The sequence below is a fragment of the Rhodococcus sp. KBW08 genome (assembly GCF_003852455.1).
Classification (GTDB): Bacteria; Actinomycetota; Actinomycetes; order Mycobacteriales; family Mycobacteriaceae; genus Rhodococcus_F; species Rhodococcus_F baikonurensis.
This window is the reverse complement of the sequence record NZ_QAJJ01000017.1, coordinates 356980-382024: the sequence shown is the minus strand read 5'-3', so window position 1 is coordinate 382024 and position 25045 is coordinate 356980. Positions and strand designations below refer to the sequence as shown.

General features: G+C 62.3%; 21 protein-coding genes. 9 read left to right on the top strand and 12 right to left on the bottom strand.

Annotated elements, in window-relative coordinates; genetic code table 11:
• Positions 1-56: 56 nt before the first annotated feature.
• Positions 57-413, top strand: a complete 357-nt coding sequence (locus DBV08_RS22360) for a hypothetical protein (RefSeq protein WP_260395707.1) — start codon at positions 57-59, stop codon at positions 411-413.
• Between the two features lie 17 nt (positions 414-430).
• Here DBV08_RS22360 and DBV08_RS22355 read toward each other — a convergent pair whose 3' ends face one another.
• Positions 431-1375: an alpha/beta fold hydrolase gene (locus DBV08_RS22355; protein ID WP_124568873.1), complete on the bottom strand. Its 945-nt coding sequence runs from the start codon at positions 1373-1375 to the stop codon at positions 431-433.
• Between the two features lie 118 nt (positions 1376-1493).
• Here DBV08_RS22355 and DBV08_RS22350 point away from each other — a divergent pair, with 118 nt between their 5' ends.
• Positions 1494-2093 (top strand): TetR/AcrR family transcriptional regulator, encoded by a 600-nt coding sequence (locus tag DBV08_RS22350; RefSeq protein ID WP_124568872.1) that lies wholly within the window; start codon positions 1494-1496, stop codon positions 2091-2093.
• A gap of 12 nt (positions 2094-2105) precedes the next feature.
• On the opposite strand, the gene DBV08_RS22345 is transcribed toward DBV08_RS22350, so the two are convergent.
• The 4 genes from DBV08_RS22345 to DBV08_RS22330 all read right to left on the bottom strand — a co-directional run bounded on the left by DBV08_RS22345 (position 2106) and on the right by DBV08_RS22330 (position 5721).
• Entirely contained in the window at positions 2106-3188 is a 1083-nt protein-coding gene (locus DBV08_RS22345; RefSeq protein WP_185564806.1) for an ABC transporter substrate-binding protein, read from the bottom strand.
• 78 nt (positions 3189-3266) lie between these two features.
• Positions 3267-4064 (bottom strand): ABC transporter permease, encoded by a 798-nt coding sequence (locus tag DBV08_RS22340; RefSeq protein WP_124568870.1) that lies wholly within the window; start codon positions 4062-4064, stop codon positions 3267-3269.
• Positions 4061-4891 carry an ABC transporter permease gene (locus DBV08_RS22335; protein WP_124568869.1) on the bottom strand — a complete coding sequence of 277 codons (831 nt, stop codon included), beginning with the start codon at positions 4889-4891 and terminating at the stop codon, positions 4061-4063. The genes DBV08_RS22340 and DBV08_RS22335 overlap by 4 nt, the downstream gene beginning before the upstream one ends.
• Positions 4888-5721 (bottom strand): ABC transporter ATP-binding protein, encoded by an 834-nt coding sequence (locus DBV08_RS22330; protein ID WP_124568868.1) that lies wholly within the window; start codon positions 5719-5721, stop codon positions 4888-4890. The genes DBV08_RS22335 and DBV08_RS22330 overlap by 4 nt, the downstream gene beginning before the upstream one ends.
• 97 nt (positions 5722-5818) lie before the next feature.
• Between DBV08_RS22330 and recC the strand changes: the two genes are divergently transcribed.
• From recC to recD, 3 genes are read left to right on the top strand one after another with little or no spacing between them, the layout of a single operon-like run.
• Positions 5819-9100 (top strand): exodeoxyribonuclease V subunit gamma, encoded by a 3282-nt coding sequence (recC, locus tag DBV08_RS22325; RefSeq protein ID WP_124568867.1) that lies wholly within the window; start codon positions 5819-5821, stop codon positions 9098-9100.
• Between the two features lie 3 nt (positions 9101-9103).
• Complete coding sequence (locus DBV08_RS22320; protein WP_124568866.1) at positions 9104-12421, top strand: UvrD-helicase domain-containing protein; 3318 nt, start codon at positions 9104-9106, stop codon at positions 12419-12421.
• A complete protein-coding gene (gene recD / locus DBV08_RS22315) occupies positions 12418-14286 on the top strand; it encodes an exodeoxyribonuclease V subunit alpha (protein ID WP_124568865.1) in 1869 nt (622 codons plus the stop codon). Before DBV08_RS22320 ends, recD begins: the two co-directional genes overlap by 4 nt.
• 45 nt (positions 14287-14331) lie before the next feature.
• On the opposite strand, the gene DBV08_RS22310 is transcribed toward recD, so the two are convergent.
• The 3 genes from DBV08_RS22310 to DBV08_RS22300 all read right to left on the bottom strand — a co-directional run bounded on the left by DBV08_RS22310 (position 14332) and on the right by DBV08_RS22300 (position 17983).
• Complete coding sequence (locus DBV08_RS22310; protein ID WP_124568864.1) at positions 14332-15750, bottom strand: PQQ-binding-like beta-propeller repeat protein; 1419 nt, start codon at positions 15748-15750, stop codon at positions 14332-14334.
• Between the two features lie 215 nt (positions 15751-15965).
• Positions 15966-17267: a TrpB-like pyridoxal phosphate-dependent enzyme gene (locus tag DBV08_RS22305; protein WP_124568863.1), complete on the bottom strand. Its 1302-nt coding sequence runs from the start codon at positions 17265-17267 to the stop codon at positions 15966-15968.
• Between the two features lie 257 nt (positions 17268-17524).
• Positions 17525-17983: a PaaI family thioesterase gene (locus tag DBV08_RS22300; protein WP_003945940.1), complete on the bottom strand. Its 459-nt coding sequence runs from the start codon at positions 17981-17983 to the stop codon at positions 17525-17527.
• An 85-nt stretch (positions 17984-18068) separates the two neighbouring features.
• Between DBV08_RS22300 and DBV08_RS22295 the strand changes: the two genes are divergently transcribed.
• The 3 genes from DBV08_RS22295 (at position 18069) to DBV08_RS22285 (ending at position 20503) form a co-directional block, all read left to right on the top strand.
• Complete coding sequence (locus tag DBV08_RS22295) at positions 18069-18644, top strand: TetR/AcrR family transcriptional regulator (protein ID WP_095970956.1); 576 nt, start codon at positions 18069-18071, stop codon at positions 18642-18644.
• Positions 18645-18716: 72 nt separating this feature from the next.
• Entirely contained in the window at positions 18717-19220 is a 504-nt protein-coding gene (locus DBV08_RS22290; RefSeq protein ID WP_095970957.1) for an SRPBCC family protein, read from the top strand.
• Positions 19221-19252: 32 nt separating this feature from the next.
• Positions 19253-20503 carry an NADH:flavin oxidoreductase/NADH oxidase family protein gene (locus DBV08_RS22285; RefSeq protein WP_124568862.1) on the top strand — a complete coding sequence of 417 codons (1251 nt, stop codon included), beginning with the start codon at positions 19253-19255 and terminating at the stop codon, positions 20501-20503.
• Here the strand turns inward: DBV08_RS22285 and DBV08_RS22280 are convergent, their stop codons facing one another.
• Together DBV08_RS22280 and ald are read right to left on the bottom strand one after the other, a co-directional pair.
• On the bottom strand, positions 20504-21379 hold the full coding sequence (locus tag DBV08_RS22280) for an aldo/keto reductase (protein ID WP_095970959.1): 876 nt from the start codon (positions 21377-21379) through the stop codon (positions 20504-20506).
• 53 nt (positions 21380-21432) lie between these two features.
• A complete protein-coding gene (gene ald, locus DBV08_RS22275) occupies positions 21433-22533 on the bottom strand; it encodes an alanine dehydrogenase (RefSeq protein ID WP_124568861.1) in 1101 nt (366 codons plus the stop codon).
• A 109-nt stretch (positions 22534-22642) separates the two neighbouring features.
• Between ald and DBV08_RS22270 the strand changes: the two genes are divergently transcribed.
• Positions 22643-23164: an Lrp/AsnC family transcriptional regulator gene (locus DBV08_RS22270; RefSeq protein WP_019746936.1), complete on the top strand. Its 522-nt coding sequence runs from the start codon at positions 22643-22645 to the stop codon at positions 23162-23164.
• 7 nt (positions 23165-23171) lie between these two features.
• On the opposite strand, the gene DBV08_RS22265 is transcribed toward DBV08_RS22270, so the two are convergent.
• Together DBV08_RS22265 and DBV08_RS22260 are read right to left on the bottom strand one after the other, a co-directional pair.
• Positions 23172-24236, bottom strand: coding sequence for a maleylacetate reductase (locus tag DBV08_RS22265; protein WP_124568860.1), 1065 nt, complete (start codon positions 24234-24236; stop codon positions 23172-23174).
• Between the two features lies 1 nt (position 24237).
• Entirely contained in the window at positions 24238-25026 is a 789-nt protein-coding gene (locus DBV08_RS22260) for a pirin-like bicupin family protein (protein ID WP_124568859.1), read from the bottom strand.
• Positions 25027-25045 lie beyond the last annotated feature (19 nt).

The following is a 25045-nucleotide window of genomic DNA, read 5'->3' as shown; positions in this document are numbered from 1 at the left end:
GGATCCAGCACGGTGAAGGTAGAGGTGTATCTCCTAGGGGCGGTTACGCTCGAGCCATGCAGCAAGTCGCGACGAGGCGCCGGAGCCAGCCGCCGCCTGCGCGCTTCATGTTCGAGGCATTGATCGATCCGTACCGCCAGCCCGCTCGGCACTGGCTGGAACTGCTCGAGAGCGAGATCGCACCGGCGATCGTCAGGGCTGAGGAACCGGAGCTGGTGATCTGGTCCTCGATCTGGCCGGACCGCCCCGACGCCGTCATCCGATTCGACATCGAGGCGGTCGGAAACAGCACGATGCTGCGTTGGACGCTCTTCTTGGACGATCCGATACCGCCCGAGGCGGAGGTTGTCAGAATGCGAAAGCGGCTCAACACCTTGATAAATGCGAATCTCAGGTTCAACTTCGGCCAATAAGTTGGATCACTGCCGCATTACTTGGTGTCGACTCGGCCGATCGGGTCGGCGTTGTCGCTGAACGCGGCCCGGGCCGCTGGCCAGCTGGTCTCATCGATGCGCAACGCGGTCCGAAGGTAGGCAGTACTCATCCGTTGGATGGCGGCGACCCGCTCTGGGTTCTCGTCAGTGGTCTCGGCGACTTCGTATCCGACGATTCCGCCGAGTGCGTGCTCGGCACCGTAGAAGGTCAGGAGGTCGGTGGCTCCGGGGCTGTGCGTGTAGGCGTCGGTGAACCAGTCAGGTCCGCGGCTGGACATCTTGGACTGGTCGTGGTCGCCCGCGACGACGAGTGTCGGCGTCGTCAGTTCCTGAAACGAGGGGCGCATGAACGGGAAGTTCGCCTGCGCGAACGGATGCAGGTTCTCGCCGCCGAGACCGGTTGCTGCGAACAGGATTCCCGCGGTGGCGCGACTGTCGGACATGTCCTGGCCGGCCTGGCCGGCCTCGTCGAAGATCCGTGCTCCGAGGAGCGACTGAGCGGTTTGCCCGCCCCAGGAGTGACCCGTGGCGGCAACTCGACTGCGGTCGATGCGGCCGGCAAGCCCGGGCACGGCAAATTCGATGGTGTCGAGCTGATCAAGGATACGTGTGAGATCCGCGATCCTCTCGGTCCAGATCGTCGGGAACACCGGGTGATCGAACCCGAAACCGTTCCGGCGCGAGTCCAGGTGTGTCGGCTGGATCACCACGAATCCGTGGGATGCCCAGAATGCCGTGAGTGGCGAGTATCCATCGAGGTTCCACCCGTTGCCGTGGGAGAACACCACAACGGGGAGGTTCGTGCCTGCCGCCGGAGCAGACACACGTACTTCCAGCGGGACTGGTCGATCGGGGGCGAACAACGCGACGGGGGCAACGGAGACGACCGGGGTGCCGGCGCCGATGATGCCGTTCAGCGTGTTGATCATTGATGAGGTCATGGCAAGTTCCTTGCTGAGGCTGCACCCTGCGATACTGGTTATCGGAGCGTCGCTCCGCAACATTACGGAACTGTGTTCCGTAATGCAAACATATGTCGTGAGTCAGCGAGGAGTGCACATGGCTGATGCCCAGGACGAGCAGTCGCGCGTCGTGTCGCCCAAGCAAGTCGGTCGCCCACGTCGAAGCGAGCAGGCGCTGCTCGACGCGGCGGCAGCAGTGTTCGTGGAGTCCGGGGTCGACGCTCCGGTGCGGGAGATTGCGGCGAAGGCCGGCGTCGGCATGGGGACGATCTACCGCCACTTCCCGACGCGTCCCGAGTTGGTGGTCGCCGTATACCGACACCAAGTCGAGGCGTGTGCGGACGCGGGCCCACAGATGCTCGCGGAGAGTGCAACGCCCGAGGCGGCTTTGCGGGCATGGGTGGCTTTGTTCGTGGAGTTCCTGGTAACCAAGCATGGGCTCGCCGGTGCACTGCAAGGAGACAGCGCCGGGTCCGACGCTCTGCATACCTACTTCGTCGACCGCCTCGTCCCGGTATGTGACTCCCTCCTCGCGGCAGCGCTCGAGTCCGTTGGCAATGCTTCGCGGGTCGATGCGTACAACGTGCTCAAAGGCATCGGGAACCTTTGTATCGGTGCTGGGTCCGATGACCGGTACAAGGCCGAGGTCCTTGTACAACTATTCATCTCGGGCATACTCGCGCAAGAGGTTCGCTGACGCTCGGCTCAGTCAGATCAGCTCCGGATTCTCGGCGTACACCTCTTCGAGGATCGACATGTCGAACAGTTGGTCCGCTGTAATCTCCAGTCCCGCTTTCGACAGCGCTGCGATGTTCTGTTCGATCAGTTGGGGTGTCATCGTGAACAACCCGTTCGCTTTGGTATCTGCCGACACCACAAGATCGTTCTGTGCGGTGGCTTCCTTGATCTGTTCGTCGAGTTCCAGGTTCTGGTCCTTGCCGTAGACCTCGACGGCGAGCCGTGCCGACTCTGCCGGATCGGCGACCGCGTCCTTCCAGCCCTGGATCTCGGCCTTCAGGAATGCCTTGAGCTTGTCCCTCTCGTTGTCGATGGTGGACTGGAGAACCGTGAACGATTCGGCGACCAACGGCAGGTTGTAGTCCGCGAAGAGGAAGTGGGCGTTGGGGAAACCTTTGGCGGCCAGCGTGATCGGCTCGTTGGTGACGTAGGAGACCCAGCCGTCCACCTCGCCGTTCGCCAAGGGGCTCGGATCGAACTGCGCGGGCACGATCGTCATCTGGCTTTCGGTCAGGCCGTTTGCTGCCAGGAGAGCTCCGAAGACGAGCTGATTGGAATCCTGGACGCCGATCTTCTTGCCGATCATGTCCTGCGGCGAGTTGATCGGTGCCGCAGCAGAACTGACAATTGCAAACGGGTTCTTCTGGAATGTCGCACCGACGATCTTTGCGTCCAGCCCGTCGAGTACAGCGGGGGCTGTGAGCTGCGGTGCGGACATTCCGATCCAGACCTTGCCGGTGTCCAAGCCGGCTTCGACGCCGGTACCGGCTGCGCCACCTGCCACCAGGTCGACATTCCCGAACCCGGCATTCTTGTAGTACCCCTTGTCCAGAGCGAAGTACTCGCCGGCGAACTCGATGTTCTTGATCCAGGACAACTGCACTGCAACTGTTCCGAATTCGGAACCGTCGTCCGTGGTTCCGCCACTCGAACTGCTGGAGTCACTGCTACACGCGAGCAATGACGCGCTACCGGCGACTGCGATGCCGGTCAGCGCGGAGTATCGGAAGAAGGCCCTGCGGTCCAGCTGGCGGACGGGCTTGAATGGCGTCATGAATCGGAACACTAGGGCCAGTCGGTTTCGTTCAGTTTGCTTGGGAGACAGAGTTTGTTGAGGTCGTGTTAACAGATGTCACGACTTGCCGGCAGAAGGCCCGAAACGAGACAGGGCGATGTTTTCGAAGATTCCGACCACGGCGTAGAGGATGATCGACACCACGGTGATCACCACGATAGATGCCCACAGTTCGTTGTACTGATAGCGCGGAATGGCTTTGATCATGCTCGAACCCAAGCCTTGACCGCTACCGAGCCATTCGCCGATCAGGGCGCCGATCAAGGCTCCGGGCACGGATACTCGAGCGGCGGCGAACACAGCCGGAAGTGCGGACGGTACGGACACCATTCGCAATGCGGTCCAACGACTCCCGCCGTACGCGGCAATGAGATCTTGCGCCTGAACTGGAGCGGCACGTAGACCGACCATGATCATGACCAGCGCCGGGAAGAACACCACTATCGCAACCATGACCGTCACACCCACGATTCCGCGGCCGAATATCAGGACGATGATCGGAGTCATCGCAACGAGAGGAACAGATCGTAGAAGCATTGCAACGGGCATGAAAGTCTGTTCGACAGTGCGGGAAACGACGAAGATCGATGCCACCACGAGCGCGGCAGTCATTCCGACGGCAAAACCGACACCGGCGTCGCGCAGAGTGATGAACAGGTTGTCGATGATGCCCGAACGAGCGTCAGCAGATTTAGGGCCGGAGAACAAATACTCCCAGACGTCGGCCGGCGTCTTTCCCACACGCGGACCCACCTGGGGGAAGGCATTGAGGAAGACCACCCAGATGACAAGCAACAGGGCCGAGGCGATGGCAATCGGAGCGAGGAATCTCAATGTTCCTCGGACCGCGGTCATTTCTGTGCTCCCGGAGCGCTCGTCCACGGGGTGACGAGCCGGGCGATCGCTGCGACGACGGCATATCCCAGGCCGGCGAGCAAGGCGGCGGCGATGGCCATTCCCCACGTTCGCGGGACGTTGTACGACGTCTGAGCGGCTGTGAGTGCGACGCCGATCCCGCTGTCCACCCCGCCGAGATACTCACCGAGGATAGCGCCGAGTACAGCGGAGGGTGCGGCAATCTTGAGAGCGGCAAAGGTACTCGGAAGTGCGCTCACCAGTTGAACTTTGGTGAACTTCTGCCAACGCCCACCGCCGTAGGCGGCGACGAGATCGAGGCTCGTCTTGTCTGCCGATCTCAGGCCTGCGAGTGTGCCGACCATCGTGGTGAAGAAGCAGTACATCGCGGCGAGGAAGATTGTGGGGGTCCGGCCGCCGAAGACGACCAGGATGATCGGGCCGAGCGCCAACAGCGGTGTGCAGTAACTCAGGATCGCCAATTGTGTGGCCAATCCCTCGATAGGCGGAATGAGAACGACAAGCACGGCAAGCGTGATCGCCAGCAGATTTCCCCAGATAAAGCCCTGCAGCGCACCGGAAGCCGTGACGGTGAAATTGGGTCGGTACAGTGACCAGCCGTCGTCGAACATCGTCGACACAACCACCCACGGCGTCGGAATCGTGCCTCCCGCAACACCGGCCGCCGCGAGAATCCACCAGAGTGCGATCAGTCCGCAGATACCGACTGCACCGCCGAACCACGTCGGACGCTTCAATCGGATCCGGCGCGGCGCTGATGGCTGCGCCGCCGCGGTCGCGACGTTCTCGATATCGGTAATGGTCATGCGACGCCTGCTTTTCCGAAGAGCAGGCCGGAGAGGTAGTCGTGGATCTCGTGGAACTCAGATGTCCGCATCATCTCGGGTGTCCGTGGGCGCGGCAGGTCGATCGGCACGACTTCGAGGACGCGTCCGGGCCGCGGCGTCATGACGGCGACGACGTCGGAGAGGAACACGGCTTCGGCGATTCCGTGCGTCACCATCAATGTGGTCGCCGGTTTCTCGGTCCAGATCCTGAGCAATTCGATGTTGAGCCGTTGTCTGGTCATGTCGTCCAGTGCGCCGAACGGCTCGTCGAGTAGGAGGACACTCGGCTTGACCACGAGCGATCGTGCGATCGACACACGCTGACGCATACCGCCGGACAATTGGGCGGGCTTAGCCTTCTCGAATCCTTCGAGGCCGACGAGCGCGATCAGATCGGCTATCAGCTCGGGGTCGGGATCGATGCCGGCAACCTGCAGCGGCAGTTTGATGTTGGAGGCCACTGTTCGCCACGGCAGCAAAGCCGAATCCTGGAAGGCGATTCCGAGTTCGCGGCGCTTGCGTAACTCGGCGGGCGACTGTCCGTTGACAAGTGCTGTTCCCGACGTCGGAGTATCGAGGCCGGCAAGGATGCGGAGAACGGTGGACTTCCCGCATCCGGACGGCCCGAGCAGAGACAGAAAGGAGCCTTCGCTGGTTTGAAGGGACACGTCGGTCAGCGCGGTCACCGACCGGCGACCCATCTCGAAGGTCTTGCCGAGGCCGGAGATGTCGAGACCGGTTCCAGCGGGGCGAGGTGTGGTGACGGGACTGGTCATTCCCGCACAGTACGAACGTCCGGTTGCGGTCATGTTGCCTGCGCGTCACCGCTGCGTGAGGCTGGTTCGGCGTGGCATGTCACATCGCCGTGGTGAGATGGACGTCTGGACGGAGTGAGGGGAGCGAAGATTGCTGAAGTTGTACCGGGCCGAGCGTTCGGACACCTTGGTCTCGGCGTTGGCCACGCTCCTCCGTACACCGCTGTCGGATCCCTTCGCCCGAGAAACTGTTGCGGTGCCGGCCAAGGGCGTCGAGCGTTGGCTCAATCAGCGGCTGTCCTCCCAGCTAGGCACGTCCGGGCCGTCAGCATTGGACGGAATTTCTGCGAACATCGCGTTTCCTTCACCCGCGCGCCTGGTCGCGGAGTCCGTGGCCGCGGTCAGTGGAATCACGGCTGACGACGACCCGTGGTCGCCGACGCGATTGGTGTGGACGGTTCTCGATGTGATCGACGAGTCCCTCGGCGAGCCCTGGTGCGGAGTCCTGGCGAAGCATCTCGAAGGCCATCGTGAAGGTCGACGGTTTGCCTCCGCTACGCACGTCACCGAACTATTCCGCAGTTACGCCGCGCAACGCCCGCAGATGCTGATCGACTGGGCCGCCGGGCGGTTGACCGACGGACACGGATCGGCACTGTCGGAGGATTTCGAATGGCAGGCACGCCTGTGGTGCATCGTCGCGGACAAGATCGACGTTCCGGGGCCGGCAGAGCGACTGGAGCACGTGAGCAGCGCGCTGGTCGAGGACCCGGCCTTGGTCGACCTGCCGGAACGTCTGTCGGTCTTCGGGCCGACACGGCTGCCGGTCGATCAGCGAATGATCTTGAGCGCACTCAGCGCGAATCGGGACGTGCACATCTGGCTTCCGCACCCCAGCCCCGCGCTGTGGGCCACGATGAGCTCGCGCATGCAACCTCGAAGCGAGAGCACCATCCGACGTTCGGAAGACGGGTCGGCGCTGATATCCGCCAATCCGTTGCTGTCGAGCCTCGCTCGCGACGTTCGTGAACTTCAGATCAGCCTCGGTGCCGTCGAGTTCGAGACGGTGCATCTTCCCGAACCAGCCGGCCCGAAATCCCTCCTGGCAACGGTCAAAGCCGATGTCATCGCCGATCGTGCTCCCAGCGTTTCAGCGGAACCCGATGGGACAGTTCAGGTTCACGCGTGCCACGGGCCGGCACGGCAGGTCGAGGTGCTCCGCGAATGTCTGCTCCGATTGTTCGAGGACGACCCGACATTGCAGCCGCGCGACGTACTCGTGATGTGCCCGGACGTCGAAACGTATGCACCCTTGGTTCGTGCAGCGTTCGGGCAAGGAGTCCATGGCCACCCCGGGCATCTTCTTCGAGTAAGGCTGGCAGACCGCGGATTACGTCAGACCAATCCTGTCCTGGCTGTTCTCGGCTCTCTTCTCGACCTGGCCGACGGCCGGGCCACAGCCAGTGAGGTTCTCGACCTTGCCGCGACCGAGCCTGTCCGCACACGTTTTTCGTGGGGCGACGACGAGTTGGAAAGACTGCGGGAATGGACGACGGAAGCGGGTGCTCGCTGGGGAATCGGTAGTCGGCAGCGTGCAACATTCGGTCTCGACGCATTTCCGCAGAACACCTTCAACACCGCCATGGACCGAATCTTGTTGGGGGTCAGCGCGGACGAATCGGAAAATGCCTGGTTGGATCTCGCGCTGCCACTCGATGACGTGGACGGCACCGACATCGACCTGAGTGGACGTTTCGCAGAGTTCGTCGATCGCCTGGCCGTCTCGCTTCGCGATCTTGCCGGCCCACATTCGCCGGCCGAATGGCTTCGTGTGCTGATGCGGGCCCTGGATCTGCTGACCGACACAGCGCCCGCTGATTCGTGGCAGAGCGCAGGGGCTCACCGCGAACTGGCAGCTGCTGTCGAATTCGGCGGAGAGACGGTGTTACGTCTGGCTGATGTTCGCGCGATGCTCTCGCGAAGCCTCGCGGGCAGACCTACGCGCGCCAACTTCCGAACCGGCGAACTGACGGTGTGCACGATGGTTCCGATGCGTTCGGTGCCGCATCGCGTGGTCGTGCTGATCGGGCTCGACGACGAGGTGTTCCCTCGAACCGGTGGAGTCGACGGCGACGACATCTTGTCCCGTGATCCCGTTGTGGGGGAGCGTGATCTGCGCAGTGAAGATCGGCAACTGCTTCTCGACGCCGTGATGTCTGCGGGTGAGCATCTGATTCTGTTGTATACCGGTGCCGATCCGGTCACCGGTGTCGTCAGACCGCCGGCGATCCCCCTCAGCGGCCTCCTTGACGTACTCAGTGCGACGGTGGGTCCGGAAGCGATCAACGGAGTACTGACACGACATCCGTTGCAGTCGTTCGACAATCGAAACTTCTCGCCGGACCAGCCGTTCAGCTTCGACACGGCAGCGCTGGCCGGTGCGAGGGCTGCCTCCGGAACACCGATCGAATTGCCGACAGTCTTGTCGGCCGAGCTACCCGAGGTGCATCCGAAGGAAGTGAACCTCGCCGAGCTGGTGAGCTTCCTCGTGCATCCCGCGCGTGGTTTTCTGCGCCAACGCCTCGGTGTCCGGGTACCGGAACTCGACGACGACATCGCGGATTCGCTGGCAACCGAGCTCGATCCACTGTCCACCTGGGCTCTGGGTGATCGAATGCTTCTCTCGCGCTTGGCTGGTCGGAGCTCTGCAGATTTCCGTGCAGCGGAGTGGCGCCGCGGTACTTTGCCGCCCTACAACCTGGGCGCCACGGTTCTGGGCAACGTCGAATGGGTGGTAGATCAGATTGCCGGACTTGCCTTGCCGCACTTCGACGGCGACTCCGAAGCCGTCGACGTCGACATCGACCTCGGTGACGGGCATCGTCTCACCGGAACGGTAACCGGGGTGCACGGAAATTCAGTGGTGCGGGCGTCGTATTCCTCACTGGCGCCTAAACATCGGATGACGGCCTGGATCAACCTGCTCGCTCTGAAAGCGTACGGACGACCCGGAGCGCTCGATGCAGTCTCCATCGGACGGGGTCGGGGAAAGATCGCAGCAGCACGGTCGGTGCTCGATGCGCCAGTCAATGCGACCGAGATCCTGCAGCAATTGGTGGACCTACGGGAGCGGGGACTGCATCGCCCGCTGCCGATGTGGGCCGCTACCTCAGCCGAATACGCGCGCCGACGCTTTGGCGGTGAATCGGTCGATGATGCGACAAACGGTGCGGACACCCAGTGGACCGGGCAGTACGGCGAGATGATCGATCCAAGCAACGCTTATGTTTTCGGAGAAGCTCGAACACTTGCGGAGCTTTCCGCGGACCCGCCGTCGGACGACGAGTTCGTCTGGGCCGAGGAACCGACTCGGTTCGGAGTTTTCGCCCGACGGCTGTGGGATCCGTTGCTGACCAACGAAAGAGCGGAGTAACCCGTGGACTTCGATCTCTTGGGGCCACTGCCTACCGGCACTACGGTGTTGGAAGCGAGCGCCGGAACCGGCAAGACCTACGCGATCGTCGGACTCGCGACTCGTTGTGTTGCCGAAGGTCTCGCCGACATATCGCAAGTTCTGCTGGTGACATTCAGTAGGGCCGCCACTCAGGAACTTCGTGAGCGTGCAAGAGAACGGTTCGCCGGAGTGTCCGCAGCACTGGTTGATCCGGAGACTGCGCGGCGGTCGGACGATGATCTGGTGGCATACCTCGCAACGGCGGACGACGAGGAGATCGGTGTACGGCGTCGTCGACTCCTGCGCGCTCTCGCGGAGTTCGACGCCGGTACCATCACGACCACCCACAGTTTCTGCCAGCGGATGCTCGACGGCCTCGGTATCGCCGGGGAACGTGAGCCGGACACGACTTTCGTGGAATCGGTCGACGACCTGATCAGTGAAGTCGTTTCGGATTTGTACCTCAGCCGCTACAGCCGAACGGACTCGTCTCCACCGTTCTCCATGAAGGACGCGCTGGCTATTGCCCGAAGCGCAGTCGGCGATGGTCAGGCAATTCTCGAACCCGACGGCGAGGAGGAGACCGCGCCTGGTCAGCGAGTCCTCTTCGCGGATGCTGCTCGTCTCGAGGTCGAGCGACGTAAGCGAACCAAAGGAATTCGCGACTTCAACGATCTCCTGACGCTGTTGCACGGCGTATTGACCGATCCGGAATACGGTCCCGTCGCGTGCCGTCGGGTGCGCGAAAAATTCGAAGTCGTGCTCATCGACGAGTTCCAGGACACCGATCCGCTGCAGTGGGACATCCTGAGGTTGGCCTTCCACGGACACACCACACTGGTCCTGGTCGGTGATCCCAAGCAAGCTATCTATGCGTTCCGCGGGGCAGAAGTTCTGAGCTATCTCGATGCGGTCGATCAGGCTGATGCGCACCAGGAGTTGACCACCAATTGGCGTAGCGATCCAGGGTTGTTGGCGGCACTCGAACACCTCTACGGCGGTGCCGCACTCGGCAACGAAGGCATCGTCGCGCATCCAGTGGAGGCTTCGCACAAGAAGTCTCGGTTGTTCGGCCCGGTGCCGATGCGTGTACGCCACCTGCCGCGAACCGGTGCCGGGCCGCTCAATCGTTCAGGATTTCCGGCTGTAGGCAGACTGCGCAGTCGCGTCGCGGACGACGTCGCAGCAGACGTGGTCGGGCTCCTGGGCAGCGATGCCCGGCTGGCCCTCGACGGTGATCCTCGCCCGGTCGAGCCGGGGGACGTCGCGGTGTTGGTGCGCACCCACAAGCAGGTGGCGATGATCCGTGATGCCCTCGATGCCGTAGGTGTACCTTCCGTATTGACCGGCGGGTCCAGTGTTTTCGCAACACCCAGTGCGACGCAGTGGCTGTGGCTGCTGCAGGCGATCGAGCAGCCGCACCGGTCGGATCGCGTCCGGTTGACCGCGCTCTCGCCGATTTTCGGACGCACCTCCGAAGAACTGGACGCTGACGGCGACAACGTCGTCGCGGAACTGGCGGGTCAACTGCGCTCGTATTCCGGGTTGTTCGCACGCGTCGGGTTCGCGGCCGTGTTCGAAAGGATCTCCGCCGAAACGAATCTGGAGAAGCGGGTACTCGCGGCCCCGTCCGGCGAACGAGATTTCACCGATCTGCGGCACGTCGCACAACTCCTCGGTCGCGTCGCCACCGAGGAAGCGTTCGGGTTGAGCGCACTGGTTCGCTGGCTTTCCGACCGGATCAAGGATCCGGCGTCCGGGAGTGCGACCGACAGAAGCCGTCGCCTCGACAGTGACGCTGCCGCAGTGCAAATCGCAACCGTGCACGCCACCAAAGGGCTCGAGTTCCCGATCGTCTACGTCCCGTTCAGTTGGGAGAGCGTGGGAGGCTTCAACTCGCCGACGCAGCTGTTGCACGATCCGGAGGGGCGCCGCATCCTCGACGTCGGTGGACAGGAAGGTCCGGGGTACAACGCCAGAAAGACTGTTGCGGAGGCTGAGGAAGCAGGCGAAGAACTACGATTGCTGTACGTGGCGCTGACCCGAGCACAGTGCCAACTCGTGCTCTGGTGGGCACCCAGCTACGGGACCTCCCGCTCGCCACTGCACCGGTTGATGCTCGGACGTACGCCCGGCATCGCCGAACCTGCTCGGGTAGTGAAGGTGCTCGACGACGGTACGACCGCAGCACGACTCGCGACGTGGCCGGCAGCAGCGTCCGACGTGATCTCGGTGGAACCGGTAGGTCCACGTCCACCGTCGCCTGTCCTGTGGTCCGGTGCGGCCGCGGAAGCGACCGAACTGGCCGCGGCGCGTTTCGATCGCGACCTGGACACTCTGTGGCGTCGTACGTCGTACTCGGCACTGACCGCCGGAGCGCACCACGCGATCACGAGCACCGACAGTGAGGTAGAGGATCCCGAAAAGGACGACGAGCCAGAGGATTCCGTAGACATCGGGACTGTCACCCCTTCGCCCCTGGAGGCGCTGGCTTCACCGATGAACGGCCTTCCGGCGGGCGCCGCATTCGGCACGCTGGTGCACGAGGTGCTCGAGGTGGTGGACACGGCTGCTTCAGACCTGAGAGCGGAACTCGGTATGCGCTGCGCGGAGGCGGTCTCGGTTCGGGCGGCCGAGCTCGACTCCGAAGCACTCGCGGATGCGTTGTTACTGGTGATGCAGACTCCACTGGGATTCGGAACCTTGGCAACGATCGCGCCGAAAGATCGCCTTCCCGAACTCGATTTCGAACTCCCACTGGCCGGTGGCGACGATCCGGTGTCGATGAGTGTCACACTTCGCGGAGTGTCGGAACTGTTGAGGCGCCACCTTCCCTCCGACGACATCCTTGCGTCCTACGCCGACCATCTCGACCGCGTCGAGACGTCACCGATGCGCGGGTTCCTGACGGGCAGTATCGACGCCGTCCTCCGGATCCCGGGCCCGTCGTTCGTGATCGTCGACTACAAGACCAACCGGCTCGGCCGCGGCGATCTGACGGCTGCCAACTACACGCGTGAACTCATGGCGACGGAGATGATGCGCTCGCACTATCCCTTGCAGGCTTTGCTGTATTCGGTTGCGCTGCATCGGTATCTGCGGTGGCGACTGCCCGACTACGATCCGCATCGCCATCTCGGAGGAGCGCAGTATCAATTCGTGCGTGGGATGCTCGGCCCGGACAGTCCGCCGGAATGTGGTGTATTCGAATGGAAACCGCCTGCTCAGCTGACGGTTGAACTATCGGATCTGCTGGCCGGTCTCGATGCGTCCAACACGGCAGGGGAGAAGGCCCGATGACCGAGGCGCAATTGGCGCAGCGCGCCAAAGGGATCGTGCGAATCTTCAACGAAGCTGGGGTTCTGCTTGCCGCTGACGTCCATGTCGCGATGCGGGTGTGCAGCCTGGGCGGTGAAACTTCCGAGAAAGTGATGCTGGCCGCGGCGTTGGCAGTTCGGGCTGTGCGATCAGGTTCGGTGTGCCTCGATCTCCGACGGATGCGTGATGTGAGCGTCGACAACGCGACGGAAGACGAACTTGCGTCGTTGCCGTGGCCCGAACCGTCGGAGATCGTTGCCGCCCTTCGGCTGAGCCCTCTGGTGATCGGCGGCAACGCCGGACCTCTCAGACCGCTCCGGTTGGTCGACACCGACGACGGTGAGCTTCTCTACCTCGATCGGTACTTTCTGCAGGAGCAGACGATTCGGCGAGTGCTCGACGAGCGTGCGTCCACGTGGCCGCCCGCCGACCTGAAAGCGGTCCGAACGCGCCTGGATTCGTTGTTCGTCGACGAGCACGGGCCGACCTCCGCCCCTGATCGTCAACGAATAGCCGCTGCTCTCGCCGCGACACAGTGGACGACGGTCATCGCCGGTGGGCCCGGAACCGGCAAAACCCATACGGTCGCACGTATTCTCGCTCTCCTGTCGGAGGAACTGGGTTCGAATGCTCGCATCGGGTTGGCAGCGCCGACGGGCAAGGCCGCAGCACGTCTGCAAGAGTCCGTACGTGAGCAGACCGCGAGCCTTGGCCTTCCCGAAGAACTCGCGGCCATGACCTTGCACCGGCTACTCGGTTGGCAGCGGGGGAGTTCGAGTCGTTTCAAATACAATGCGACCAACAGACTTCCCTACGACGTGGTCGTCGTCGACGAGACGTCGATGGTCTCCCTCACCTTGATGGCGCGCCTGCTCGAAGCCGTTCGCCCCGATGCCCGGCTACTGCTCGTCGGCGATCCCGATCAGTTGACCTCCGTCGACGCCGGCGCTGTTCTTGCTGATCTTGTCGCCCGCCCGGTAGAAGTCAGTGGAAATCCGGCGCTGTCACAGTTGGTGGGTGACGATCTCGCGGCAACCGGGGCCGAAGAGGCACTGAGTGTGGACGAGCAGGATCGTCTGCGGGGCGGGATCATTCAACTCTCACGCGGGCGCCGCTTCGACGGAACCATCGCGTCGTTGGCCAGGGCAGTTCGAGCGGGAGATTCCGCTGAGGTTCTGCGTATCCTGCGCAGCGGTGATCCCGCCGTCTCCTTCCATTCTCCCGAGGACGTCGACGCATTGCGCGCCGACATCGTTGCGAGTTCAGAGGTGGTGACGGCGTCGGCGGAAGTGGGTGATGCGATCGGCGCGCTGAAAGGCTTGGAATCGCACCGCCTTCTGTGCGCCCACCGTGACGGACCGTACGGTGTCGGGAGGTGGGCGCAGCAGGCGATGGAGTGGGTCGGCACGGCATCAGGGCAATTCCTGGACCCGGCGAGGTGGTATCCGGGCCAACCCCTGTTGGTGACGGCCAACGACTACGAGGCAAAGATCTACAACGGGGATGCCGGTGTGATCGTGCAGCGTGAGGATGGCGTTCCCATTGCCGCGTTCCAGCGGGGGAGTGATGCGTTTCTGATTCACCCGAGCCAACTCTCGTCGGTGCAGACCGTCTACGCGATGACGATTCACCGGAGCCAGGGCAGCCAGTACGACACGGTATCAGTGATGCTGCCGGCCGAGGCGTCGTCACTGCTGACTCGGGAGTTGTTGTACACGGCGATCACTCGCGCCAGAAACCATGTGAGAGTAATCGGCACCGAGGATTCCGTGCGGGCGGGAGTGCAGCGTCAAGTACTCAGGGCAAGTGGGCTGCGTCGTGAGATCCGTCCGTACGACGGGCCGTGAACGTCGGATCGATCCCTTCCGCCCCCGATGTTCAGCACCGCTTGTTTATCGCCAAATGGTGAAATGGTTTTGCCAGGAGAACGACACGTTTTTGCCGGCATTCGAGACGACGACTCCGCGCGGATCAACCTCTGGGGGAAGGGGAACCGACCACATCATCTTTCCGTCGCGAGCCCTGATCGAATGCATTCCGGTGTAGTCGCTGAAGACGAAGTGGTCGCCATCGGTTACCCCGCTGCGAACCCAGTACGCGTCTTGCCAGGGTGTCTGCCACAACTGTCGACCACTCTCGATGTCGAGACCCGAGATTGTGCGAGTCTCGGGAGACGTGACCAGGATTGTTTTTCCTACCACGGCGGCGATGGCGCTTCCCGTCCCGGCCATCGCGGTGTTGACGATTTGTGAACTGCGCCAAAGTTCGTCACCGGAGTTCGGGTCGTAGGCGCCGTCGCCGAGAAACATCGGCAGGCCCGTCGAGGACTTATTTGGGTAGGACGACGATGAGTACGAGGGAATCGGTATCGCACGAATCGTGGATCCATCGGAAGCCAAGAGGTTTTGGGTTCCTGCATAACCTGACCTGCCGCCGACACTGGTGAGGAACAATCCATTCCCGGCCGGGACAAGCGAATCGCCCTCGAATCGGAATCGTTCGGCGCCGGACTGCAGATCGTAGATTCGATAGCGGTACTGTGGGTCCCCGCCGTCACCCTGTTCCATGGAAATGACAGTGTCGGTGTGAGGGACCGTGTAGACGGCTCCGAACTTCTCACTTGGTTCGAAGGTACGCACGAAGTTGGCCGTCAAATTGGTTGTGGTGCCGCTGGCAAGAATTCGCGTTCGAACGGTTCCGTCCGTCCTTTCGCCGGACGTGTACACGGTATCTCCTGTGATGGTGGCGCCATTGAGATCGAAGTCGGTCCCGAGGTCGGACATCAGAGTTCCGGTCGCGGTATCGACAAAGATCATCCGTCGATCGCCCCAGCACGCGATGATCGTGGATTCGTTCTGCTGGCTGCACTGGCCGATGACTCCGCCGATTCGCGTTTTCCACAGCGGATTTCCGTCGTCGGGATTCACCCCGACGAGTGTGACGGCACCGACTCCCTGACTCGACGAAGACTCGTCGGTCTTGGGAAGCGGATAAGCAGTCGCGGCCACCAGCACATCACCGACTTGGTACGTGTTGCCGTAGCCGTAGTAGCTATCGAGCGTGGAAGGCATCGACAGCAGCACGTCACCCGGGTTGTCCGTGAGCGCTCGGACATCGAGTTCCCAGGCTTGTTGCGGAGGATCGGAGAGGTCCACGTCGACAACACCCTGTTCGACGATCGGACCGCCTGTCTTCGGCGATGCAACCTCGTTCGAGTCTGAGAGTGCCGATACGACGATGAAAGCGATTGCCACGATCAACGCGAGTCCGAGGGCGATCAGTTTCCAGTGTTCCTTCAACCGAAGCTGCATCGAAAGACCGTAACCGATCGAGCAAACTGATCGGTTCGTTTTGGAGGTGGCTGACTTGATCCGTGCCTCGAGATCGAGCCACTGCCTGTCGCGTCAGGGCCGGGCAAGTTCGATTTCTGTCGGTTCGGTCGACGAATTGGGATCCGACCAGGGATCGTGATCGGTGTGACGAAGTGTGGTGGCCCCGCACACACGAGACCACCACACCGACAGTGTCAGACGTAAGGCGAGTACGCCGGCAGATCCAACTGACCGTTGCCGGACAGTCCGATCACGATCACCTCGGGTTCTGTGACGGCACGGGCGTGAGCGATGGCGCCGGCAACCGCGTGGGTTGATTCCGGAGCCGGGATGATTCCTTCGGCGCGGGCGAAAATCAGACCGGCCTGGAGTGCGTCGTCCTGATCGACGGCAATCGCGTCCATGAGGCCGAGGTTGACCGCATGCGAGACCATCGGCGACATACCGTGGTAGCGGAGGCCACCGGCGTGGATGGCCGGGGGAACGAAGTCCTTGCCAAGAGTGTGCATCTTGAGCAGCGGCGTCAGACCGGCGACGTCACCGAAGTCATAGCGGTACTCGCCCTGGGTGAGGGACGGGCATGCCGATGGCTCGCAGGCGACCAGACGAGTCTTGGTGCCCTCGCGAAGGTTTCGTCCCAGGAACGGGAAGGTTAGTCCCGCGAGGTTGGAACCGCCGCCGGCGCAACCGAACACGGTGTCAGGGATGGCGTCGCCGGCTTCTTCGAGCTGAACCATTGCTTCCTGACCGATCACGGTCTGGTGCAGCATGACGTGGTTCAACACGCTGCCGAGTGAGTAGTGCGTGTTCGGATCCTGCGCAGCGACCTCGACGGCCTCACTGATCGCCATACCAAGCGAGCCTGTGGTGTCGGGATGCGATTTCAGCAGTGCGCGTCCGGCTTCCGTCAGGTCGGAAGGCGACGGGTGACAGATTCCGCCGTACGCCTCCATCTGGATGCGTCGGTACGGCTTCGAATCGAAGGAGGAGCGAACCTGCCACACCTCTACGTCGAGTCCGAGCAGCGCACCCGCGAACGACAGCGACGCACCCCACTGGCCCGCTCCGGTTTCGGTGGTCAGCTTGGTGGTTCCTTCGATTGCGTTGTAGTACGCCTGCGCGACAGCAGTATTCGGCTTGTGTGAACCGACCGGGCTCACGCCTTCGTACTTGTAGTAGATGCGAGCAGGTGTGCCCAGAGCGCGCTCGAGTCGATGCGCCCGGAACAGGGGAGAGGGCCTCCACATGCCGTAGATCTCGCGAACCGTCTCCGGGATCTCGATGTAGCGCTCGGTTGCGACTTCCTGCGCAATGAGGTTCATCGGGAACAGCGGCGCCAAGTCCTCAGGGCCGAGCGGCTCACGAGTGCCCGGATGCAGGTGCGGGGGAACGGGCTCGGGGAGGTCAGCCGCCAGGTTGTACCAGTGCGTCGGCACTTTCGACGGGATGGAGACGCCCAAAGGCTCGAGCGAACGGTTGAGTGGGGTGGTGGTCAACTAACTCTCCTTCGTGGATTCGGTACCTGATCTTGGCGGTCGTAGCGACGACGCGTACGGCATTTGCCGGATCGGGGATCCTGAGAGGAGCCTGCTGGACCACCCGATATCGGTCCGGGCAGCACGCAGTTGCGGCTGACCGTCAGCGGTCGGGCCACCAGAGGTGCGCAGTGAGCAGGGTCACGAGCCGATCGTACATCGACACTCGCCCCCTGCTCACGTCGGGCGCGGCTACATTTTCGCCATCCTCCGTCGGCTCAGCGAAAAATCATGCACGTCGTGGTTCCATGCGCCACCAACTTGCCGTTCTTGTCCAGCACCTTGCCCTCTGCGGTCGCGGTACGCCCACCCACATGAATGACACTGCCGTGGGCTGTCAGTTCGTCACCGTCGAGAGGCACCGTGCGGATGTAGTTGAGCTTGAGTTCGAGGGTCGTGTATCCGACGCCCGCCGGAAGCATCGTGTGTACCGCGCAGCCCATGACCGAATCGAGCAGCGTTGCGCAAATGCCGCCGTGGACAGTGCCGAGGGGGTTGCTGAAATCGGCGCGCGGGGTCAGGGCGAAGCTCACCGATCCCTCGTTGACCTCGCGCATCTCCATGCCGAGGAGGCGTCCGATGCTGGGTCGGTCGTTGACCTGCGTTCCCATCCAGCGGAGAAGTTCGAGGCCTGTCATCTGCGCCGGATCGACGGTTGCGGTTGTCTCGTCACTCATTGTTTCATCCCATCACTATGTAGGTCGTCATACATAACGTAGCGTATGAGTCGACAGGTGTACCGACGGCCGAAGGATCTGTGACATGGCAGAGCTGAGCTCACGTGATCGCATGATTCGTAGTGCGGTCGAACTGATCAGTCGCAACGGCGTCGACGCGACGTCCTTCAGTGACGTCATCAAGCACAGTGGCGCGCCCCGAGGGTCGATCTACCATCACTTTCCAGGCGGTAAGACCGAGCTGATGGTCGAAGCCGTACGCGCGGCCGGTGCGATCATCACCAGGCGAATCAGCTCGGCCGCGGCTACCGGTTCCACAGCCGACGTGATCGAAGCGGTCGGAGACATCTGGCGGCTCAATCTCACGCGCTCGGACTTTGCGATCGGCTGCCCGGTGATTGCCGGCGGGTTGGCGCGTGCCAGTGAACCCGAAGTCGCGGAAGTGTCGGCTGAGGTCATGCTGGGTTGGCAGAAGTTGATCGAATCGCAACTCGAAACTGCGGGTTATCCTGCAGCGCAGGCAAAATCGATGGCAAACCTGACGATCACGTCGGTCGAAGGTGCAGTGGCGGTGTGCCAGACGACTCGAAGTATCGAGCCGCTCGAACAGGTCATCGCTTCGCTGCAGGGGCTCTCGCGCTCTGAAGCTCGGTCCAACTGAGCCTTCGGGGGTTGACTTCGGTCGTCAAGTATCCGTAACTTCATGTAACGGCTAATTGGGCAGGAGTAGGCGATGACACATTGGTTCGACCTCGAACCGGTCGGTGCCGATTTTTTCGACACGGCACCGCATATCTTCACGTATTCGATCGACCTCACCGCCCAACCGGATGACGTCTGGGCTGGTCTGACCGCGGACGAACCGTTGTCGTGGTGTCGGCTGCTCACCAAAGTTCACTACACCTCGCCTCGCCCGTACGGTGTCGGCACGCGACGAATCGCGGAGGTGGGCGGCGGTGCAATGCAGATGCGCGAAAAGTTCATCACCTGGGACGACGAAACGCGTCGGCACTCGTTTTACGTCGAACAATCGAATGTGCCGCTGTTCCAATCCTTTGCCGAGGACTATCGCGTCGACGAACTCGCAGTCGGCTCGAGACTGCAGTGGACCTTTGCATTCTCACCGCGTCCGAAGCTGTCGCTCGCGGTACGCGGTGGCCTACCGGTCAACTCACTGATCTTCTCGAGCTTCGTGCGCGATACCAAGCGGCACTTCGGTTCTGCGCCCCGCCATTGACCTTCTTTTCCTATTCGTCGCGAGAGGCATCCATGACCACGCTCGGAGAATCGTTGACTTTGCCCTGCGGGCAGATCCTGCGGAATCGGACCATGAAAGCGGCGCTCAGCGAGGCCCTGGGTGACCGGGCACACGGACCGTCCACCCGCTTGGAAACGCTGTACGGGCGTTGGGGCATTGGCGGGTTCGGGTTGCTGATCACCGGCAATGTCATGGTCGATCGAACGCAGATCGCCGAACCGGGCAACGTCGTCGTCGACGACGATCGAGATGCCGAAGCGCTGACTTCCTGGGCCAAGACTGCCAAGAACGGCGGCGCCGAGATCTGGATGCAGCTGAACCACCCAGGGCGACAATCCAACCCGATTGCCAGCAGAGGTCGACCGGTCGCCCCCAGCGCGATCGCGCTGAAAATTCCGGGCATGGCGACGCCGCGAGAACTCTCGACTGCCGAGATCGGCGAGATCATCGACAAGTTCGCGGAAACTGCTCGCATCGCCGAGTCGTCCGGATTTGGTGGCGTGCAGATACACGCAGCGCACGGTTATCTTGTTGCGCAGTTCCTTTCGCCGTTGTCCAATCAGCGGACGGACGAGTGGGGCGGAGATCCTGAGCGTCGACGACGCTTTCTCATCGAGATCGTTCGGCGCATACGCTCTACCGTTGCGCCGGGATTCGCGGTGTCGGTCAAACTCAACTCGGCTGATTTCCAGCGCGGCGGGTTCTCGGAAGACGAGTCGCGAGAAGTAGTGCGCGCGTTGACCGAAGAATCCGTCGATCTCATCGAGATCAGCGGTGGCAGTTATGAATCGCCGGCCATGATGGGTAAAGCGCAGAAGCAGAGCACTCGCGATCGAGAGGCATATTTCCTCGAGTATGCCGAGACAGTCCGAGCGATTGCCGGCGACATTCCCTTGGCGGTCACCGGCGGCTTCCGCTCGCGATCGGCGATGGTCGAGGCACTCGCTTCCGGCGCGTGCGATGTTATCGGTCTCGGCCGGCCGACGATCACGATCCCGGACGCGGCAACCGTTCTCCTGGAATCGGATCGGGAACGATTGAACGTCCCGACTGTGGAGTTCGGCGCGCGGAAGTTGTTGGGGAAGGTTGCCGACATCTCGATGCTCGACGGTGCACTCGACCTGCAGTGGCACACCGATCAATTGCACCGAATGGGCGACGGAAGCGAGCCGGATCCGGCTCGGCCGTGGTGGAAGACCCTCGGAACGATGGTGAGGCGAAACGGACTCGATGCGCTTCGCCCCACCAAACGAGCGGCTTGATCAGCTCGGCGCACCGATGTTGAGCTCATCGGGATGCGCTCCGACGCGGGTACCGTCGTCGAGCGTGTCGATTTCGCTCAGATCGAGATCGGTGAGTTCGAAGTCGAATACGTCGATGTTCTGAGCGATCCGAGCATCGTGTACGGATTTCGGGATGACGATCAGGCCGTTCTGAAGGTGCCAGCGGATCAGGACCTGCGCGGCAGTTTTGCTGTGGCGATCACCGATTCGAGTGATGATCGGGTCGGTGAGCAGGGTGTTGGGCTTGGACGCCTTACCCCAACCCGCGTTGCTGGTACCGCCGAGTGGGCTCCACGATTCGACCTTGATCCCGTGCTCGGCGGCCTTGTCGCGAATAGCGTGCTGCGTGAGGTGCGGATGCAGTTCCACCTGATCGACGGCGGGCAACATTCCGCCGCGATCGACGAGGAGCTGCAGATGATGCGGCTCGAAGTTGCACACCCCGATTGCCTTGGCACGGCCCGATTCCGCGATCTTTTCGAGCGCTTCCCACGTGCGGAGGAGTCGGTCGTTGTCCTGCAGCGGCCAGTGGATGAGGTAGAGATCGACGTAGTCGACGCCGAGCTTGTCGATACTGCTGTCGAAAGCCTTCAATGCCGGCTCGTAGCCCTGATCTGCATTCCACAGCTTCGTGGTGAGGAAGATGTCCTCTCGTGCGACGGACGAGTTGGCGATACCTCGTCCGACGCCCTCTTCGTTTCCGTAGGCGGCGGCAGTGTCGATGTGCCGGTAGCCGGCCTCGTCGAGTGCGAACCGCACTGCATGCTCGGTTTCGTCGTTGGTGGCCTGCCAGACTCCGAGGCCGAGTTGCGGGATCGTGGTTCCGGAATTCAGCGTGATGTCAGGATTGCTCATGGATCAAGGCTAGCGATCTCGAGCTTTCCTCGCCTGGGTCAGAGTCGCCAGGGTCATAGAGTCGTAGCCGAGTACCCGTGCGCCGCTGCAACACTGTCGGACAGGAGTAGACCGTCGTGTGTGCTCAGTCCTGACCCCAGGCCGGGCACTGTCGCGACCGCGTCCTTCCACCCCTTGTCGGCCAATGCGACGACGTAGGGAAGTGTCGCGTTGGTGAGTGCGTAGGTGGACGTACGGGGTACGGCTCCGGGCATGTTGGCAACGCAGTAGAAGACCGAACCGTGTACCTGGTACGTCGGATCGGCGTGCGTGGTCGCGTGCGAATCCTCGAAGCAGCCGCCCTGATCGATGGCGATGTCGACCAGGACAGAGCCCGGCTTCATGCGCGCCACCAGGCTGTTGGACACGAGAGTGGGAGCCTTCGCCCCGGGGACCAGCACGGCGCCGATGACAAGGTCCGCGTCGAGTACTGCCTGTTCCAGTTCGAGGCTGTTGGAGGTGATGGTCTTGACCTGGCCGTGGTACAGCTCGTCGATTTCCCGCAGTCGCGCGATCGACAGATCGAGAACGGTGACGTCGGCCTGCATGCCGTAGGCCACGGCGATGGCGTTCTTACCGGAGACTCCCGCACCGATCACCACGACCTTGGCGGGGCGCACTCCGGGAACGCCGCCCATCAGAACTCCGCGTCCGCCGCCGTGACGCATCAAGTGGTAGGCGCCGGCCTGCGGTGCCAGGCGTCCGGCTACTTCGCTCATCGGGGCGAGGAGGGGCAGTGAACCGTCGGAACCGACAACGGTTTCGTAGGCGATGGAGGTGGTTTTCGACGCCAGAAGTGCGTCGGTGCATTCCTTCGACGCCGCCAGGTGAAGGTAGGTGAAGAGCACCTGATCCTTGCGGAGCCGCGAATACTCTTCTGCAATAGGTTCTTTGACCTTCAGGAGTAGATCTGCGTCCGTCCAGACCTGATCGGCAGATCCGAGGATCTGTGCGCCCGCGGCCTTGAAATCCTCGTCACTGAACGAGGAGCCGACGCCTGCGCCCGTTTCGATGACGACCTCGTGCCCTCGGCCGACCAGTTCGTGGACGCCTGCTGGGCTGATGGCCACGCGGTACTCGTGGTTTTTGATCTCGCGGGTGATTCCGACCTTCATGACACGGCTCCGAACTGAGTCTGTTGTTTCTTCGAATGGCAGGTGCCAAGCATGAAGTTTCGTCGCCAGATAGTGAAGAGAAGTGAAGATAATTCTCTAGGCTGTATCCATGGTGCGCGAAAGTTCAAAAATCGGTATTCAGACGGCCGCCTCGCCGAAGCATGTTCGGGCTGCCGTGAAGTTGGACGAGGTCGACCGGGTTCTGCTCGAAGAGCTGGCGAAAGACGCGAGGATTCCGAACAATGCGCTGGCCGCGATCGCGGGAATCGCACCGTCGACATGCCTCGGCCGTGTGCGCGCCTTGGTGGACAACGGTGTGATCAGGGGATTTCACGCGGACATCGACCCCGCCGCTCTCGGAATGGATCTGCAGGCGATGATCGCTGTTCGATTGCAGGCCAACGCACGGTCGCACCTCAACCGGCTCGGTGACGACTTCGCCAAGCTGGACTCCGTCCTCAACGTGTACTTCGTTGCCGGTGTCGACGACTACATGCTGCACGTCGCGACGACGGATTCGGCGCAGTTGCGTGACTTCGTCGTCAACAATCTCTCGGCACACCCGGCGGTTGCTGCGACCGAGACGATTCTGATCTTCGAACATGTCAGGCCTCGTGGCGGTACTGCCTGATTTGTTCTCACCCGATGGCGGGTCGACGCCCGGACCAGGCGTTATCGAGGAGTTCGTTCAGGCCTGCCGCGGTGATCTCACGCGGGTTCGGATAGGCGGCGGAGGTGGCGAGTTCGACTGCCTTTTCGATTTGATCGTGACGCATTCCCAGTTCTCGCAGAGACGTCGGTCCGCCGCACGCGGTGACGAGGTCGAAAACGCCGGTAGCGGCATCGGATACACCCAGGGCAGTCGCTATTCGCGACATCACTTCCGGGACGGCAGACGCGTTGAACGCCATTGCGTGGGGGAGGACAACGGTGTGGGTAGGGGCGTGCGGCAAACCGAAGCTGCCGCCAAGGGTGTGGCACACCTTGTGATGAATCCCCATACCGACTGTGCCCAAGCAGGTTCCGGCCAACCAGGCCGACTGCAGGAGTTCGGCCCTCTCTTCCAGATTTTTCGGATCATCGACAATGCTCGGCAGCGCACGGGCGATCCCGGAGATCACTTCGATCGCCATCGAGTCGGTGATCGGATTGGACTCGGCTGAATACAACGCTTCAACCGCGTGCGCCATCGCGTTGACGGCGCTGGTGACGGTGGTGCCAAGCGGCAGATCGAGGGTGAGGTCGACGTCGTAGATGACGGTTTCCGGTCTGATGTGGGGCGACGAGCGAGTTGTCTTGCGTCCGTTCTCCGTTTCACCCAACACCGGAGTGGCTTCTGACCCCGCATACGTCGTCGGAACGATGATCTGATCGAACCCCGCTCGTAGTGCGAGTGCCTTGGACAACCCGGTTGCCGACCCGCCGCCGATCGCGACGACGACGTCGACGTGATGGCTCTCGGCAAGTTTCAGCGCGGCTGTCGTGACTTCGATCGGAGTATGCATCACAGCGCCGTCGAAGCGGGCCACCACCATGTCGCCGAGGGATGCGGTGACCGCGGCGGCAACCGCGTTCAGTCGACGACTTGCCAGCACCATCACTCGACTACCGCCGAGCCGCCGCACTTCTTCGGCGATCGTGTCGATCGTCCCTTGACCGAAGACAATTCGAGCCGGTGAAGCGTCGTACGAGAAGGACTTCATGTCATCCTTGCGAAACGGTGGCGTGCATTTCCCAGACGATAACCTCAGCCCCGGTATCGGAGCTGACCTGCTGACCTCCGCCGCCGGATACGCGTACCGCGTCACCTTCTTCGAGCACGCCGACGCCTTCCATGGCGGCCTGACCGTCGGCGACAAAAACATGCAGGAACGGTGCATCCGGCAGGGTCACAGGTTGTCCGGGTTGCAGACGGGCGACGTGCATAGCGGCGTACTTGTTCTTGATCCGGATTGCCGAGTGATCGGCGTACGCGTCCATGCCGGACGCGACGGGAACCAGTCCACCGGCGAGCAATTCGGCGTCGATCTCCAACTGTTCGTAGCCGGGGGTGATTCCGGCTTCATCGGGGATAACCCACATCTGGATGAAATGAACCGGGTCGCTGTGCTTGTCGGAATGCGTGCCGGCCACGTCACCGAGTCGCCACGAGTCGTTCTTCTCGGAATGCAGGATGCCAGTCCCGGCGCTCATCCGTTGGGCGAGACCGGGGTAGATGACACCCGAATGACCCATCGAATCCTGATGCACGAGAGAACCTCTCAGGACCCAGGTGACGATCTCCATGTCCTGGTGCGGGTGGGTGTCGAATCCCATTCCCGGCGTGACGATGTCGTCGTTGTTGACCAGGAGAAGGCCGTGGTGAGTGTTCTTCGGGTCGTAGTGATTGCTGAACGAGAAGGAGTGCTTCGAGTCCAGCCAGCCGGCATTGGACTTGAAGCGGTCGCCCGATCGACGGATATCGAGGTTCGGCTGCGACAGAGTGGAGGTCATGGTGTGCCTTCCGAATGGT